At 58.5% G+C, this 15,160-nt stretch carries 15 protein-coding genes and 2 pseudogenes; 12 read left to right on the top strand and 5 right to left on the bottom strand.

The genetic code is table 11. From position 1 onward, the window contains the following. Positions 1 to 235 precede the first annotated feature (235 nt). Positions 236 to 1,132: a peptidoglycan DD-metalloendopeptidase family protein gene (locus JFV26_RS05820; protein ID WP_201190578.1), complete on the top strand. Its 897-nt coding sequence runs from the start codon at positions 236 to 238 to the stop codon at positions 1,130 to 1,132. Positions 1,133 to 1,246: 114 nt separating this feature from the next. Here JFV26_RS05820 and JFV26_RS05815 read toward each other — a convergent pair. From JFV26_RS05815 to phoB, 3 genes and pseudogenes are all read right to left on the bottom strand, one after another. Continuing rightward, positions 1,247 to 2,586: pseudogene (locus JFV26_RS05815) on the bottom strand (hemolysin family protein). Positions 2,587 to 2,708: 122 nt separating this feature from the next. Further along, positions 2,709 to 3,995: a phosphate regulon sensor histidine kinase PhoR gene (gene phoR / locus JFV26_RS05810; protein ID WP_207203864.1), complete on the bottom strand. Its 1,287-nt coding sequence runs from the start codon at positions 3,993 to 3,995 to the stop codon at positions 2,709 to 2,711. 74 nt (positions 3,996 to 4,069) lie between these two features. Continuing rightward, positions 4,070 to 4,758: pseudogene (gene phoB / locus JFV26_RS05805) on the bottom strand (phosphate regulon transcriptional regulator PhoB). Positions 4,759 to 4,909: 151 nt separating this feature from the next. On the opposite strand from phoB, the gene JFV26_RS05800 reads away from it, so the two are divergent. Beyond that, positions 4,910 to 5,287 (top strand): COG4315 family predicted lipoprotein, encoded by a 378-nt coding sequence (locus JFV26_RS05800; protein WP_201190574.1) that lies wholly within the window; start codon positions 4,910 to 4,912, stop codon positions 5,285 to 5,287. A gap of 108 nt (positions 5,288 to 5,395) precedes the next feature. Here JFV26_RS05800 and ubiA read toward each other — a convergent pair whose 3' ends face one another. Continuing rightward, positions 5,396 to 6,286 (bottom strand): 4-hydroxybenzoate octaprenyltransferase, encoded by an 891-nt coding sequence (ubiA, locus tag JFV26_RS05795; RefSeq protein ID WP_201190572.1) that lies wholly within the window; start codon positions 6,284 to 6,286, stop codon positions 5,396 to 5,398. Beyond that, on the bottom strand, positions 6,286 to 6,849 hold the full coding sequence (locus tag JFV26_RS05790) for a chorismate lyase (protein WP_201190570.1): 564 nt from the start codon (positions 6,847 to 6,849) through the stop codon (positions 6,286 to 6,288). The genes ubiA and JFV26_RS05790 overlap by 1 nt, the downstream gene beginning before the upstream one ends. 201 nt (positions 6,850 to 7,050) lie before the next feature. On the opposite strand from JFV26_RS05790, the gene JFV26_RS05785 reads away from it, so the two are divergent. The 10 genes from JFV26_RS05785 to JFV26_RS05740 all read left to right on the top strand — a co-directional run bounded on the left by JFV26_RS05785 (position 7,051) and on the right by JFV26_RS05740 (position 15,076). Continuing rightward, positions 7,051 to 7,218, top strand: a complete 168-nt coding sequence (locus tag JFV26_RS05785; RefSeq protein WP_103398534.1) for a rubredoxin — start codon at positions 7,051 to 7,053, stop codon at positions 7,216 to 7,218. Between the two features lie 20 nt (positions 7,219 to 7,238). Continuing rightward, positions 7,239 to 8,387 carry an NAD(P)/FAD-dependent oxidoreductase gene (locus JFV26_RS05780; RefSeq protein WP_201190568.1) on the top strand — a complete coding sequence of 383 codons (1,149 nt, stop codon included), beginning with the start codon at positions 7,239 to 7,241 and terminating at the stop codon, positions 8,385 to 8,387. A 192-nt stretch (positions 8,388 to 8,579) separates the two neighbouring features. Next, complete coding sequence (locus JFV26_RS05775) at positions 8,580 to 8,855, top strand: HU family DNA-binding protein (RefSeq protein WP_003213368.1); 276 nt, start codon at positions 8,580 to 8,582, stop codon at positions 8,853 to 8,855. A gap of 650 nt (positions 8,856 to 9,505) precedes the next feature. Beyond that, on the top strand, positions 9,506 to 11,062 hold the full coding sequence (tssA, locus tag JFV26_RS05770) for a type VI secretion system protein TssA (protein WP_201190566.1): 1,557 nt from the start codon (positions 9,506 to 9,508) through the stop codon (positions 11,060 to 11,062). Positions 11,063 to 11,094: 32 nt separating this feature from the next. Further along, on the top strand, positions 11,095 to 11,598 hold the full coding sequence (gene tssB, locus JFV26_RS05765) for a type VI secretion system contractile sheath small subunit (RefSeq protein ID WP_010465292.1): 504 nt from the start codon (positions 11,095 to 11,097) through the stop codon (positions 11,596 to 11,598). A 29-nt stretch (positions 11,599 to 11,627) separates the two neighbouring features. After that, the gene (tssC, locus tag JFV26_RS05760) at positions 11,628 to 13,103 is read left to right on the top strand and encodes a type VI secretion system contractile sheath large subunit (protein WP_201190557.1); all 1,476 of its coding nucleotides are present in this window, start codon (positions 11,628 to 11,630) and stop codon (positions 13,101 to 13,103) included. Between the two features lie 13 nt (positions 13,104 to 13,116). Then, positions 13,117 to 13,524 carry a type VI secretion system baseplate subunit TssE gene (gene tssE, locus JFV26_RS05755; RefSeq protein ID WP_201190555.1) on the top strand — a complete coding sequence of 136 codons (408 nt, stop codon included), beginning with the start codon at positions 13,117 to 13,119 and terminating at the stop codon, positions 13,522 to 13,524. 10 nt (positions 13,525 to 13,534) lie between these two features. Continuing rightward, positions 13,535 to 14,059 carry a PAAR domain-containing protein gene (locus JFV26_RS05750; RefSeq protein ID WP_201190553.1) on the top strand — a complete coding sequence of 175 codons (525 nt, stop codon included), beginning with the start codon at positions 13,535 to 13,537 and terminating at the stop codon, positions 14,057 to 14,059. 1 nt (position 14,060) lies between these two features. Beyond that, positions 14,061 to 14,714 (top strand): hypothetical protein, encoded by a 654-nt coding sequence (locus JFV26_RS05745; protein WP_201190551.1) that lies wholly within the window; start codon positions 14,061 to 14,063, stop codon positions 14,712 to 14,714. After that, on the top strand, positions 14,711 to 15,076 hold the full coding sequence (locus JFV26_RS05740) for a hypothetical protein (RefSeq protein WP_201190549.1): 366 nt from the start codon (positions 14,711 to 14,713) through the stop codon (positions 15,074 to 15,076). The genes JFV26_RS05745 and JFV26_RS05740 overlap by 4 nt, the downstream gene beginning before the upstream one ends. Positions 15,077 to 15,160: the final 84 nt, after the last annotated feature.

The following is a 15,160-nucleotide window of genomic DNA, read 5'->3' as shown; positions in this document are numbered from 1 at the left end:
TGCTCGCGAAGGAGCCATCAAACTCAGCGCTCCTCCCCCTGATCCGATCATTCCCACGCTCTGTGTGGGAATGCCTCTTTGGACGCTCCGCATCCTCTTCGTATGGAACGCAGAGCGTCCCCGGCTGCATTCCCACGCGCCGTGTGGGAATGATCATTTGAAACATCTGCCAACTACGCGGGTCCATCTCAGCTGCTAGGCTCCTCCCCAGGCCTTCCTCGACAGACTCTTGCCCATGCTCGCGCGCCTGCTGTTTTTCTGTGGTCTTTTCATGGCCTCCACCTCGGCTGTGGCCATGACCATTTACAAATCCACCAATGCCAATGGCGTGGTCTCCTACAGCGACCAACCCACGAAAGGCTCTCAGGTGTTCGTCTTTCGGGACCGGATGGTCGAGCACCTCGAGCGCCAGGTGTACCTCGACATCAAGAAGCAGAAGGGCGTGGACGTGGTGTTTGTGCGCAACGACTTGTATGCGCCAGTGGAGGTCGAGCTGAGCTTTGCCGGGTTGAGTAACGTCAAGGGGGCGCCGAGCCAGCCGATACGCCGGGTCTTGCCGGCGCGCAGCAACTCGCGGCTGGCGCTGCTCACGGCGATTACCGGTGGCAAGCCGCTGGTGTATACCCCGAGCTTCCAATACTCCCTGGGCGACCCTTCAGGTGCCGCTCAGAGCTACCGCTATCCCTTCCCGTGGCGCGGTGGTCCTTTTCGCTTGAGCCAGGGCGCCAATGGCCAATATAGCCACTTTGGCGCCAAGAACCGCTACGCCTTGGACATCGCCATGCCTGAAGGCACGCCGATCATTGCGGCGCGAGCCGGCAGGGTGGTGAAAACCGAGAATGGCCAGAACGGCCGCGGCAATGATCCGTCGGGCAATTTCGTGCGGGTGTTGCACGATGACGGGACCATGGGCGTGTACCTGCACCTCAAGCAAGGCTCGGTGTGCGTGCGCGAAGGTCAGCGGGTGGTGGTGGGCAGTGCGTTGGCGCTATCGGGCAACACCGGCAACAGTAGCGGGCCGCACCTGCATTTTGTGGTGCAGCGCAATACCGGGCTGGGGTTGGTGTCGATTCCGTACCAATTCAATCAACCGGTAGGCGCGTTGCCCAACTTTGCGTTGGGTAAGCAGTGAGGCCATAAAGCAAAAGATCGCAGCCTTCGGCAGCTCCTACATTTGGAATGCATTTCCCTGTAGGAGCTGCCGAAGGCTGCGATCTTTGGGGCAATGCGGTTCCCCGCATTGCACTTAATCCAGCATCAACACCTTGGCCAAAATGATCTTCGGCCCTTTCATCTTCTTGATGATGATCCGCAGCCCTTCGACTTCCAGCACTTCTTCCTCTTCCGGCACCCGTTTCAGGGTTTCGTAGACCAGCCCGGCGAGGGTTTCGGCTTCAATGTGGTCCAGGTCGATGCCCAGCAGGCGTTCAACCTTGAACAATGGTGTATCGCCGCGCACCAGCAGCTTGCCCGGCTGGTACGCGAGGATCCCGCGTTCGGCCTTGCGGTGTTCGTCCTGAATGTCGCCCACCAACACCTCCAGCACGTCTTCCATGGTCAGGTAGCCGATGATGTTGCCGTCGGCTTCTTCGACCACGGCGAAGTGCGAGCCGCCCTTGCGGAACTGTTCCAGCAATTGCGACAGCGGCATATGCCGCGAGATGCGTTCCAGCGGGCGGGTCAGCTCGGCCAGGTTGAACGACTCTGGAATGTGGTCCAGAGCGGCCAATTCCAACAGCAGATCCTTGATGTGCAGCAGGCCGACAAACTCCTGACGGTCACTGTCGTACACCGGATAACGGCTGAACTTGTGGCGACGGAACAGCGCGAGGATTTCCTTGAGCGGCGCGTTGAACTCCAGCGTCACCAGGTCTTCGCGGGAGTTGGCCCAGTCCACCACTTCCAGTTCGCCCATTTCCACGGCGGAAGCCAAAACACGCATGCCTTGGTCACTCGGGTCCTGGCCACGGCTGGAGTGCAGGATCAGTTTCAGTTCATCACGGCTGTAATGGTGCTCGTGATGCGGGCCGGGCTCGCCCTGGCCGGCAATGCGCAGGATCGTGTTGGCGCTGGCGTTGAGCAAGTAGATGGCCGGGTACATGGCCCAGTAGAACAGGTACAGCGGCACGGCGGTCCAGAGCGACAGCAGCTCCGGTTTGCGGATGGCCCAGGATTTCGGGGCCAGCTCACCCACCACGATGTGCAGGTACGAGATGACAAAGAACGCAGCGAAGAACGACACGCCTTTGATCACTTCGGCCGACTGCACGCCGACCGCGCTGAGCATCGGTTCGAGGATGTGCGCGAACGCGGGTTCACCGACCCAGCCCAGGCCCAGGGAGGCGAGGGTGATACCCAATTGGCACGCAGAGAGGTACGCATCGAGCTGACTGTGCACGGTGCGCAGGATGTGTCCGCGCCAGCCGTTTTTTCAGCGATGGCCTCGACCCGGGTCGAGCGCAGTTTGACCATGGCAAATTCGGCCGCAACGAAAAATCCGTTGAGCAAAACCAGGATCAGAGCAAAAAGAATCATGCCGAAATCGGCGAAGAGTGTCGCGAGGGTCAAGCCAGGGGATGGGTCCATGATGGGGTTTTGCGGTTTCCGTGTATTCAAAAAAGGGGAAATGCGGTGCCTGAAGGGCAGGCACAAGTCAGCCAATGTAGCGGCTGACATGTGGATTGACTAGTGGCGAGTGCTGGCCGGTACTAGTCGGCCGCGCTGATAACCCGGGTTTTGCTCACCTGGGCCGGCGCGAAATGGCAGGTAAAGGTGCTGCCATGCCCCGGCACGCTGCTGATTTCCATCCTCGCGCGGTGACGCAACAACACATGTTTGACGATCGCCAGCCCAAGGCCCGTACCGCCGGTATTGGAGTTGCGGCTGGAATCGACGCGGTAGAAGCGCTCGGTCAGGCGTGGCAGGTGTTTGCTGTCGATGCCGATCCCGGAATCCTGCACGCTCAGGTGCGCGCCTTGTTCATCGCCCCACCAGCGAATACGGATATTGCCTTCGGCCGGGGTGTATTTCACCGCGTTGAACACCAGGTTGGAGAACGCACTGCGCAATTCGGCTTCGCTGCCCTTGAGCAGGACCGTCGGGTCAGCTTCCAGGGTGATGCGCTGATTCTTTTGCGCGGACAGCTGCTGAGCGTCGCTCTTGATCGATTTGAGCAGGCCATCGATGACCACTGGCTGGTTATCCGACGGGTAATCGGTGGCTTCCAGTTTGGCCAACAGCAGCAAGTCGTTGAGCAACGTTTGCATGCGCCCGCCTTGCTGTTGCATTTGCTGCAAGGCGCGGGTCCAGCGCGGGTTCACGTCCTCGACGTTGTCGAGCAGGGTTTCCAGGTAGCCGCAGATCACCGTCAGCGGCGTGCGCAGCTCGTGGGAAACGTTGGCGATGAAGTCTTTGCGCATCTGCTCCAGCTGATGAATGCGCGTCACGTCGCGCACCAGCATCAAGTGTTCGTTGTTACCGTAGCGGGTGATGTACAGCTGAATGCGCAGGCGATCATTGATTGGCGAAGGGATTTCCAATGGCTCGGCGTAGCTGTCCTGCTCGAAGTATTCCTTGAAGCGCGGATGGCGCACCAGGTTGGTCACTGGCTGGCCGCTGTCTTGTGGGGTCTTGAGGCCGAGCAGGGTTTCGGCGGCGCGGTTCCACCACTCCAGGTTGCCATCGCTGTCGAGCATGATCACCGCGTCCTTGAGTGCGGCGGTGGACTCCTGGACCCGGTCGATCACCGCTTGCAGGCGCCCGCGTACTCGTTGGTCGCGGCGTTGCAGGTGGTAGATGCTGTCGAACACTTCGCCCCACAGGCCATAGCCATCGGGCGGTGCTTCATCGGGTTTATGCAGGCGCAGCCATTCGTGCAGACGTGAAAGTTGCTTGAGGGTCCAGGCCAGGTAAAGACCCAGGCCTGCGGCGAGGCTCCAGCCGTAGTAGCCGGAAATCAGGCCGATCACCAGGCAGGCGGTGACCAGTAACAGCATGTGGCGAATCAGGGTGCCATGCCAGTTTTGGTTCACGTAAACATGCGTCCTTGTCAGCGAGCCGGGCGGTCAGCTCAGGCCTTGGTGGAAAACCGGTAGCCGGTGCCGCGCACGGTTTGTACCAGATTTTCGTAGGCATCGCCGAGGGCTTTGCGCAGACGGCGGATGTGCACGTCGACGGTGCGCTCTTCAACATAGACGTTGCCGCCCCAGACCTGATCCAGCAACTGGCCACGGGTGTAGGCGCGTTCCTGGTGGGTCATGAAGAATTGCAGCAGGCGGTATTCGGTCGGGCCCATCTCGGCCGGTTTGCCATCGATGGTCACGCGGTGGCTGATCGGGTCGAGCAGCAAGCCGCCGACTTCGATCGGTGCCTCGCCATCGGTCGGGCCGGCACGGCGCAGCACGGCTTTGAGGCGCGCCACCAGCTCACGGGGGAAAACGGCTTGGTGATGTAATCATCGGCGCCGACTTCCAGGCCCTGGATCTTGTTGTCCTCTTCGCCCTTGGCGGTGAGCATGATGATCGGGATGTCCCCGGTCAGCTCATCGCGCTTGAGGCGCCGGGCCAGCTCGATGCCGGAGGTGCCTGGCAGCATCCAGTCGAGCAGGATCAGGTCCGGCTTGCGGTCGACGATGATGGCGTGGGCTTGCTGGGAGTTTTCAGCCTCCAGGCAGTCATAGCCGGCCATTTCCAACGCAACGGCGATCATTTCGCGAATGGGCGCTTCGTCGTCGACGATCAGAATGCTCCTGCCAACCATGCCTTAATCCTCTTGTCATTTAACTGTCTTGCGCCGCATTAGATAACGGAATTATTGCAGTCGTGTGACAGTATTTTAGTCGCCCTGCGATTGTCACGAACCTGAACTAAGCTCTAAGTCCGAATCCTGACAACCACAAGAGAAGGTTTCCATGACTCAATACACGCAATCCTTCAAGGCCCTGATGTTGGCCGCTGCCCTGGCTTTACCCGCAATGGCCTTCGCTGCCGACCCGGTGATGATGAAAGGCGGGATGATGACTGATCAAAAGGGCATGACGGTTTACACCTTCGACAAGGACATGGGTGGCAAATCGATGTGTAACGGTGATTGCATGAAGATGTGGCCACCGATGATGGCCCCGGCAGGCGCCAAGGCCGAAGGCAAGTTTATGCCGATCAAGCGGGACGACGGCATGATGCAGTGGGCCTACGACGGCAAGCCGTTGTACACCTTCATGAAGGATGAAAAGCCTGGAGACATGAAGGGCGAAGGCTTCAAGGATATGTGGCACATGCCGAAGCATTGATCCCTGGGCATGGATTTGAACCGCTAAAAGATCGCAGCCTTCGGCAGCTCCTACGTTGAAATACGATCCCATGTAGGAGCTGCCGAAGGCTGCGATCTTTTAGCATGCTCAACGCAGCGCGTAATCCAGCACGATCCCGACAAAAATTGCCAACCCGGCCCAGTGGTTGTGCAAAAACGCCTTGAAGCAACGCATCCGGTCCTTGCCACGGGTGTACCAGAACTCCCATGCAAAGCATCCCGCCGCCGCCAGCAGCCCAAGGTGGAACCAGCCGCCGAGCTGGAATTTCGACCCGGCCAGCAACAGGCAACCCAGCGCCAGACCCTGCAACGTCAGAATGATCACCCGGTCCGCGTCGCCAAACAGAATCGCCGTGGATTTCACGCCGATCTTCAAGTCGTCGTCGCGGTCAGTCATCGCGTAATAGGTGTCGTAACCCACGGTCCACAGCAGGTTGGCCATCCACAGCAACCATGCCGCCGCCGGCAATTCACCCGTCTCGGCAGTGAACGCCATCGGCATGCCCCATGAAAACGCCGCACCCAGCACCACCTGCGGGTAATAGGTGTAGCGCTTCATGAAGGGATAACTGAGGGCCAGGGCCAAACCGCCCAGCGACAACCAGACCGTTGCTGCGTTGGTGCACAGCACCAGCAGAAAACTCACCCCCATCAGCAGCGCAAAAAACACCAGGGCCTCTTTGGAACTGATCTTGCCGCTCACCAGTGGCCGCTGTTCGGTGCGTTTCACGTGGCCGTCGACTTTGCGATCCGCCCAGTCATTGATCACGCAGCCGCCGGCGCGGGTCAGCACCACGCCGAGGACAAAAATCACCATGTTGGCCAGAGACGGCGAGCCCTTGCCGGCAATCCACAGCGCCCAAAGGGTCGGCCACAGCAGCAGGTAAATGCCGATCGGCTTGTCCATGCGGGTCAGCTGAATGAAATCCCAGGCCCGTGGGTTCAGGCGATTCAGGGACTTGAGCAGGCTCTGGTACATCAGCAGTTCTCCGGATGAGCGTAGGTGGCGAGCCACAAGGTCGGCAGGAAAATCTCGGCCACCAGCACGCTCAGCGCGCCGCGGTCGAAACGCGAGCGCCGGCCCCACAGTTCGGGCGCCCGGACCTCTGCCGGCAGCCATTCCTGAGGATAGTGACAAACCTCGATCGCCCGGCGCTGAAATGCCTGGTCGCAAAACAGCAATTCGCCCAACGAGCGGCTGCCCAATTCGTCCATGTGCAAGCCGTCACCTTGCAATGCGCTGCGTGATGCAACGCTGCGGGCGAACACCCATGCCTCGCCATGACCGCGCAAATACACCTCGCGCACCCAGCCTTCGCTGCCTTTGGCCAGCTCCAGCGCCGCACATTCGTCAGCGCGCAGCGCTTGCCAGCCCTCGAACAACGGCGTGACGCTGAAGCGCTCATTCGACAGACGGATCAGGCGTCGGGTCAGGGAGCCTTCGTCGAACAGCCAGTCGAGGGTAGAGGCATCGGGGCGGTGCGCCAATTGGCTTTGAAGCCGCCACGGCGCGGTCGGGCAGGGGGATTTTGAGTGCGGCACAGTGAGTCATTATTGGCAGCAAATGAGGCGGCGAGCTTACCATGTCAGCCTGCGATGTTGATTGATCCGGGCCGCCGTTGCGCCGAACACGCTTGCATCTGCCGGCCTCGATCAGTACAAAACGCCCCTGAGCCGCACGGCAGCGCTTTACCCATCGACCGTTCGCGCCGGCAATAGTCTGAATCCTGAGGAAGTAACTGAATGAAAAAGTGGCAATGTGTGGTCTGCGGCCTGATCTATAACGAAGCCGACGGCTGGCCGGATGACGGCATTGCGCCGGGCACCCTGTGGCAAGACGTGCCGGCAGACTGGCTGTGCCCGGACTGCGGCGTGGGCAAGATGGATTTTGAAATGATCGAAATCAACTAAGAAAAAAAGAGGAGTAAGGAATGAACGCACCTGTCGTGATCGTCGGTACCGGCCTGGCGGGCTACAACCTGGCCCGGGAGTTTCGCAAACTCGATGGCGAAACGCCGTTGCTGCTGATTACCGCCGATGACGGACGTTCCTACTCCAAGCCGATGCTCTCCACCGGTTTTGGCAAAAACAAAGACGCCGACGGCCTGAGCATGGCCGAACCGGGCGCCATGGCCGAGCAGTTGAAAGCCGAAGTGCGCACCCACACCCGCATCAGCGGCATCGATCCAGGCCACAAACGCCTGTGGATCGGTGAGGAATCGGTGATCTACCGTGATCTGATCCTGGCCTGGGGCGCGGAAACCGTGCGCGTGCCAATCGAAGGCGACGGGGTGGACGCGGTGTTCCCGATCAATGATCTGGAAGACTACGCACGCTTTCGTGCGGCCGCGGCCGGCAAACGTCGGGTGTTGTTGCTGGGGGCCGGCCTGATTGGTTGCGAGTTCGCCAACGACCTGATCCTCGGTGGTTACGAAGTGCAACTGGTGGCACCGTGCGAACAGGTCATGCCGACCCTGCTGCACCCGGCAGCCGCCGCTGCGGTCCAGGCCGGGCTGGAAAGCCTTGGCGCGCGTTTCCACCTCGGGCCGGTGCTCAATCGCCTGCAACGGGTGGCAGACGGGCTGGAAGCGCACCTGTCCGACGGCCAGGTCATCCCGTGCGATGTGGTGGTCTCGGCCATTGGCCTGCGCCCGCGTATCGATTTGGCCGCCGCGGCCGGCGTGCAGGTCAATCGCGGTGTGGTGGTCGATCGTTACCTCAAGACTTCCCACGCCAATATCTACGCCTTGGGTGACTGCGCCGAGGTCGATGGGCTGAATCTGTTGTACGTGATGCCCCTGATGAGCTGTGCGAGGGCGCTGGCCCAAACGTTGGCCGGCAACCCGACGGCCGTCAGCTACGGCCCGATGCCGATCACGGTGAAAACCCCGGTCTGCCCGCTGGTGGTTTCGCCGCCGCCACGGGGCGCCGAGGGCGTCTGGACCGTGGAAGGGCAGGGCGCCGACATCAAGGTGCTATGCCGTGATGGTGCAGGCAAATTGCTCGGTTATGTCCTGACAGGCGCGGCGGTCATGGAAAAACTCGCGTTGAACAAAGAGCTTCCGGCCTTGCTGGCGTAAATACCGGTCGTTCTGTCGGAATCACCCCGCTTTTGCCCCTACAAACGTCGCGCCGAGACTGGCGCGGCTCTTCCGTGCGTGCCATCCTCACTCCCGTCTGCCGCAGAGTAGAGCACCTGCGGCGCCTTGGGCGCTGTTCCAACGAGAACAGCACGGACATAACAACAAAAAACCGTCAAAGGGGCTTCACTAATGCGTAAACCAGAACTCGCCGCTGCAATCGCTGAAAAAGCAGATCTCACCAAAGAGCAGGCCAACCGCGTTCTCAACGCTGTTCTCGAAGAAATTACCGGCGCTCTGCACCGCAAGGACAGCGTCACGCTGGTGGGCTTCGGTACCTTCCTGCAACGCCATCGCGGTGCCCGCACCGGCAAAAACCCGCAAACCGGTGAGCCCGTCAAAATCAAGGCCAGCAACACTGTTGCGTTCAAGCCAGGCAAGTCGTTGAAAGACAGCGTTAATCCATAATTGCGGCGAACTCCCTGAATAACGGGGAGAACTGTATTGAAAAGTGGGCCTGCCGATTAAGTCGGAGGCCCATTTTTTATGGGCGCTGTCTTCTGCCTATATGCAGAGTATTACGGACTGATTAATACACTCTGGAAGCAGAGTGTATTACCGGAGTTATCCGTGGCTACGTACCGTGCTTTCACTCCTATATTAAATGCCATCATATCGATGGCACTTTTTTAGTTGGCTGTTGTCACTCGTCACTTTGTCCATAGATGTGTGCAGCCTTCCAGAGATTTCCACATTTATCATTTTTAATTTTTTTCATGCTTTGCTCCCGCCTCATGGACCGAATCGCCAATAGTTATGACGGACTTCGGTAGCCGCTCTAGCTCAAGGGTTTCTGGGCATTTTCCTGACAAATTGAATATTAAACTGCCATCAGGGCAGCCCCTGGCAGATATAAGGAAATCTCCTACGAGAAAAACAGACCAGTCCGACTTGCTGTTTGATTGGATGCTTGCTAGTGGCCATCATCGTGAGTACGATGCGCCCACTTGAAAGAGCACGAACTCAATTGGATGAGATTCATCGCAGCTCTTTGATACTGTCCGCCGTTGTTGGATCACCAATTGGCGTGTGACCGTAATCCTAATTAAAGGCCAGGGATGTCCTACTCAAGCAAACTTTCTGCTCATTACCTTGACCTCGCAAAAGCCTCTGTTTCCAAAGAGAATTTCGCGGGCGAGGATGTTCGCTTTTCGAGCGAATATGAGGCCCTGGAAAGTGAGCTCGCCAAAGCCCAATCGATGCACGAAGCCGGTCAGATCGACTGGCTGAAAATCCGTGAAAACAGCGAAAACCTGCTGCGTACCCAGTCCAAGGATTTGCGGGTTGGCGCCTGGCTGACATGGGCGTTGTACCAGCGCGAGTCCTTCCAGGGGCTGCTGGCGGGCCTCGGTTTGCTGCACCACTTGTCGGAAAATCACTGGGCCGAGGTTCACCCGAGCAAGGATCGCACCCGATCCGCGGCCATCAGTTGGTTGGTGCCGCGTCTTGAGCAGGTGCTGACCGAAAACGTCGCGATCAAAGAACAACTGCCGCTGTTTCGCCGGATGGTGGAGCACCTTGAAGGTCTCGATGCCGCTTGCACCGAGCACCTGGGCGACGACGCGCCATTGCTGCTGCCGATCTCCCGTCGCCTGAAAAACATGGTGCAGCGCGCCGCCGACAACCAGCCAGAACCCGGTGTAGTCGGGGCCGCAGTCGCCCAGGTCAAGCAGGCCGCGACGCAGCTGTTCACCCCCGGCGCACCGATCGACAACGAGAAAGAAGCCCACAAGGCCCTGCGCGCCCAGCAGGAAAACGCCCGTCCGCTGTGCGCCTGGTGGCTCAAGCAGAAAGCCACTGACCTGCGAGCCCTGCGCCTGAACCGCACGCTGCTGTGGTTGCCCATCGACGCGGTGCCCGAGCGCAACGCCGAGCAGATCACCGTTTTGCGCGGGTTGCCGGCGGACAAGCTCAAGGCCTATCAGGACCGTTACGACCAGGCCAAGTACGCCGACCTGTTGGTAGAGCTGGAGGCGAGTCTGGCGAAGGCGCCGTTCTGGTTCGATGGCCAGCGAATGGTCTGGGAATGCCTCCAGGGGCTGAACGCCGAGATGGCAATGCGCGAAGTGGAAATCCACTTCGCGCTTTTGATTCAGCGCCTGCCCGGCATTATCGAATTGCGCTTCCATGACGGCGCGCCGTTTGCCGACCCGGCCACCCGCGCCTGGGTCGCCGCCAACGTCATGCCGCACCTGCAAAGCGCCAGCGCGCCGCGCAAGGTCGAGGTCGCCGATAACCAGCCGGCCTGGGAAGTGGCCCTGGAAGAAGTCCTGCCGATTTTGCGCAAGGACGGCCTCAAGGCCGCCGTGCAGATCCTTAAGCAGGGCCTGCAAGGCGCCCAAGGCGGGCGGACGCGATTTTTCTGGCAGTTCGCCCTGGCGCGGCTGTGCTTCATGGCCAAGAAGTACGAACTGGCCAGGACCCAACTCGAAACCCTCGACCAAACATTACAGGACTCAGGCCTGCACGCCTGGGAGCCCGATCTTGCGCTGGAAGTGCTGCATTTGCTGCATAGCTGCTGCGAGTTGTTACCGCAGAACCATGCCGTACGTGAACGCAAGGAAGAGATTTATCGCAGGCTGTGCCACCTCGATCTCGAAGTGGTACTCGAATAGGCCCCAGGGCCACAACCGCAAGGAGAAAAGCCATGGCCAAAGAAGGCTCGGTAGCCCCCAAGGAACGCATCAACGTCACCTTCAAACCTGCCACCGGTGGTGCACAGGAAGAGATCGAACTGCCGTTGAAACTACTGGCAATCGGTGACTACACCCACCGCAAGGACGAACGCAAAGTCGAAGATCGCAAGCCGATCAGCATCGACAAAATGACGTTCGACGAAGTGCTGGCCAAGCAAGAGCTGAGCCTGACGCTGAGTGTGCCGAACCGTCTTCAGGAAGAAGGCGACACTGAAGAACTGGCCGTGAAACTGCGCGTCAACTCGATGAAGGACTTCAACCCGGCCAGCCTGGTCGAGCAAGTGCCTGAGCTGAAAAAACTGATGGAACTGCGCGACGCGCTGGTGGCCCTCAAAGGCCCGCTGGGTAACGCGCCTGCGTTCCGCAAAGCCATCGAAGGCGTTCTCGCCGACGACGAATCCCGCGGTCGCGTACTGGGTGAGCTGGGCTTGAACGCCGCAGCCCAGGACGCCTGAGTCCTCTATCAGCCAAGGAAGCCAAGACAATGAGCACTAGCGCAGCACAGCAAAAGAGCAAAGAGAGCGGCGAATACAGCATTCTCGACAGCATCATCGCCGAAACCCGCCTGACGCCGGACGACGAAGCCTACGACATCGCCAAACGCGGTGTGTCGGCATTCATCGAAGAGCTGCTCAAGCCGCAGAACAACGGTGAGCCGGTCAAGAAGGCCATGGTCGACCGCATGATCGCCGAGATCGATGCCAAGCTCAGCCGTCAGATGGACGAAATCCTGCACCACCCGGACTTCCAGTCGCTGGAGTCGTCGTGGCGTGGCCTGCAGTTGCTGGTCGATCGCACCAACTTCCGCGAAAACATCAAGATCGAAATCCTCAACGTCTCCAAAGAAGACCTGCTGGACGATTTCGAAGATTCGCCGGAAGTGATGCAGGCTGGCCTGTACAAGCACATCTACACCGCTGAATACGGTCAGTTCGGTGGTCAGCCAGTTGGCGCGATCATCGCTAACTACTACATGTCCCCAAGCTCGCCGGACGTGAAGTTGATGCAGTACGTGTCCAGCGTAGCCTGCATGTCCCACGCGCCGTTCATTGCCGCGGCCGGCCCGAAATTCTTCGGCCTGGAAAGCTTCACCGGCCTGCCGGACCTGAAGGATCTGAAAGATCACTTCGAAGGCCCGCAATTCGCCAAATGGCAGAGCTTCCGCGAGTCGGAAGACTCCCGTTACGTTGGCCTGACCGTTCCGCGTTTCTTGCTGCGTAACCCGTACGACCCGCAAGAAAACCCGGTCAAATCGTTCGTGTACAAAGAAACCGTCGCCAACAGCCACGAGCACTACCTGTGGGGCAACACCGCCTACGCGTTCGGCACCAAGCTGACCGACAGTTTCGCCAAGTTCCGCTGGTGCCCGAACATCATCGGCCCGCAGAGCGGTGGCGCGGTTGAAGACCTGCCGTTGCACCACTTCGAAAGCATGGGCGAAATCGAAACCAAGATTCCTACCGAGGTATTGGTTAGCGACCGTCGTGAATACGAATTGGCCGAGGAAGGCTTCATCTCCCTGACCATGCGTAAAGGCTCCGACAACGCGGCGTTCTTCTCCGCCAGCTCGGTGCAGAAGCCGAAGTTCTTCGGCATCAGCGCAGAAGGCAAGGCTGCAGAGCTGAACTACAAGCTCGGCACCCAACTGCCGTACATGATGATCGTCAACCGCCTGGCTCACTACTTGAAAGTGCTGCAGCGCGAGCAACTCGGTTCGTGGAAAGAACGTACCGACCTCGAGCTGGAACTCAACAAGTGGATCCGCCAGTACGTGGCCGACCAGGAAAACCCAAGCGCCGAAGTCCGTGGCCGTCGTCCACTGCGCGCGGCCCAGATCATCGTCAGCGATGTCGAAGGCGAGCCTGGCTGGTACCGCGTCAGCCTGAACGTGCGTCCGCACTTCAAGTACATGGGTGCCGATTTCACCCTGTCGCTGGTTGGCAAGCTGGACAAAGAGTAAGCGGAGCTAACTCATGACTGGATACGGCAGCCTTTTCGAACGCCTGGGTGGCGACGCGGACAAACGCGTCGGCTGGAGCCGCGAGGTCTCCGCCATGGCGTCCGTGGCTGCCCATCTGGCCAAGATGCTCAGCACCCGTGCGGGCAGCGTGCAAACGCTGTCCGATTACGGGCTACCCGATCTCAATGACATGCGTCTGAGCCTGCACGACTCCCTGAGTCAGGCCCGTCTGGCCATCGAAAATTTCATCGAAGCCTACGAGCCACGCCTGAGCAATGTGCGTGTCATTTCCCTGCCGCGTGACCACGATCAGCTTCGCCTGTCCTTCAGCATCGAAGGCCTGCTGGAAGTTGAGGGGGTCAAGCGTCAGGTCAGTTTCGCCGCGCGCCTGGATGGCAGCGGTCAAGTCAAGGTCACCTAAGGAGACTCGTATGTCCGGTAAGCCCGCAGCCCGCGTATCCGACCCCACCGCTTGCCCAATCTCCGGCCACGGCACCAACCCGATTGCCGCAGGCTCGGGCGATGTCTTCTTCGACGGCCTCGCGGCCGCCCGCCAAGGTGATGCCTCGGCGTGTGGTGGTGCGATGTCGGACGGGTTGGCGACGACGGTTTTGATTAACGGGAAACCGGCGGCAACGGTTGATTCTGTTGGGACTCATGGCAATAAGGTTGTTGCCGGGTCCGGGACGGTGATTATTGGGAATTCGCATTCGGCGGTGCCGTTTGTTCCTCCGGTTCCTTTAGAGATATTTGGATTTAATGTACGAGTCCAACTAATGGATCCCGTATCTGGTGAGCCACTTAAGAATATGGCTTATACGGCTACTCTTGAAGATGGTTCAGAAATTCATGGTGTAACTGATGGTTCTGGTCTTTCGAAATCATTAGGGACAAAAGGTCAAGTTCAGAATATCGACATTGCCGCTAAGCCTCATTGGCTGGCCAGAGGAGAGTGAAATGCCTCAGGCCGTAAAAGTTGCCACTGTCGCGACCACTCCTGCCAAGGATAAGACGCCAGTTCAAATTTATTTGGTGAGCGATCACGATTTCGTCATTCCTGTCGTATTTCCAGATTACAAGATTCAAGTCGAAATGATGGGCATCAGCCATGGATTTTCGAATCTAGGGCATGCCGGTGTTTTAATCGTCAACGGCAAAACCGGACTGACGATGTATGGGGAATATGGACGCTACCATGGGGAAGCCGGGCCTCCAGGAGTAGTCAGGGTGCGCGCGGTGCCTAACGTTACGATTAAAGCTGGCGCAATTACGGAGCTGTCGCTCAAGAAAACCCTGAGAAAAATGTCTGTGGAGTTCGGCCAGTCCAGCAATGTATCCGGGGTAGTGCTCCGTGGTGCTGCTTATGCTGAGGCCGAAAAATGGCTAAAAAATAAAGCAAAAGAAAACAAAGCCCTGGACAGGGAACCCTACGACTTGAGAAACCATAATTGCATGACATTTGTGGCCGATTTAGTCGATAGCCTCAATCTCGGTGCGCCAAAAAGATCATATTTTGCCGTGATTCCGAAAGACTATATGGAAGAGTTTCAGGCAGTTAAGCCGGATTTGGATTATATATTTGGCACCGACTCGCTGGAGATAAAAGATTGATTTTGTTGAAGCGCTTTCTAATGGTTGTTGGCGCGCTTTCCTTATTGGTGGCGTTAGGAGTTATATATTTTATGGGTTTTTCAAAAGATAAGCCGCACGTATTGAACGAATACCCTAATGCCCACTGGAGAGGTGGTGCCGATGGTGGGCAGTTTGTAGAAATAACCAAATCTGAGCGGCCGTATTATTTCGTCCAGATCCGAAATGATGATGGGTCGTTGTGGGATGAAGGTTGGCTGAAGTTTGGCGATGAAAATAGTGAGCCATTTACTGCCGATAATGTGTTGTTCTTCGAGGGCGAGGGCGTCATTTATCTTCAGCAGCAAAAAGTCCTTAGTGCCGATAAAGCCAAAGCGAAGTAGCAACCCTTCATGAATTTACAAGCATGGGCTGTCACGAATATTCCGAGAGCGTTAGTCCGTCGCCTTGGACAGAGTCCTGCCATG

Source organism: Pseudomonas sp. TH31 (genome assembly GCF_016650815.1).
Classification (GTDB): Bacteria; Pseudomonadota; Gammaproteobacteria; order Pseudomonadales; family Pseudomonadaceae; genus Aquipseudomonas.
The sequence above is the reverse complement of the archived record's forward strand: the minus strand, read 5'-3'. Positions and strand labels throughout refer to the sequence as shown.

What these genes read in the sequence shown, in the direction of transcription:
- JFV26_RS05820 (WP_201190578.1), top strand. Translation starts at nt 236, where the DNA reads ATGCTCGCGCGCCTGCTGTTTTTCTGTGGTCTTTTCATGGCCTCCACC.
- phoR (WP_207203864.1), bottom strand. Translation starts at nt 3,995, where the DNA reads ATGCTGTTACTGGTCACCGCCTGCCTGGTGATCGGCCTGATTTCCGGC.
- JFV26_RS05800 (WP_201190574.1), top strand. Translation starts at nt 4,910, where the DNA reads ATGACTCAATACACGCAATCCTTCAAGGCCCTGATGTTGGCCGCTGCC.
- ubiA (WP_201190572.1), bottom strand. Translation starts at nt 6,286, where the DNA reads ATGTACCAGAGCCTGCTCAAGTCCCTGAATCGCCTGAACCCACGGGCC.
- JFV26_RS05785 (WP_103398534.1), top strand. Translation starts at nt 7,051, where the DNA reads ATGAAAAAGTGGCAATGTGTGGTCTGCGGCCTGATCTATAACGAAGCC.
- JFV26_RS05780 (WP_201190568.1), top strand. Translation starts at nt 7,239, where the DNA reads ATGAACGCACCTGTCGTGATCGTCGGTACCGGCCTGGCGGGCTACAAC.
- JFV26_RS05775 (WP_003213368.1), top strand. Translation starts at nt 8,580, where the DNA reads ATGCGTAAACCAGAACTCGCCGCTGCAATCGCTGAAAAAGCAGATCTC.
- tssA (WP_201190566.1), top strand. Translation starts at nt 9,506, where the DNA reads ATGTCCTACTCAAGCAAACTTTCTGCTCATTACCTTGACCTCGCAAAA.
- tssB (WP_010465292.1), top strand. Translation starts at nt 11,095, where the DNA reads ATGGCCAAAGAAGGCTCGGTAGCCCCCAAGGAACGCATCAACGTCACC.
- tssC (WP_201190557.1), top strand. Translation starts at nt 11,628, where the DNA reads ATGAGCACTAGCGCAGCACAGCAAAAGAGCAAAGAGAGCGGCGAATAC.
- tssE (WP_201190555.1), top strand. Translation starts at nt 13,117, where the DNA reads ATGACTGGATACGGCAGCCTTTTCGAACGCCTGGGTGGCGACGCGGAC.
- JFV26_RS05750 (WP_201190553.1), top strand. Translation starts at nt 13,535, where the DNA reads ATGTCCGGTAAGCCCGCAGCCCGCGTATCCGACCCCACCGCTTGCCCA.
- JFV26_RS05745 (WP_201190551.1), top strand. Translation starts at nt 14,061, where the DNA reads ATGCCTCAGGCCGTAAAAGTTGCCACTGTCGCGACCACTCCTGCCAAG.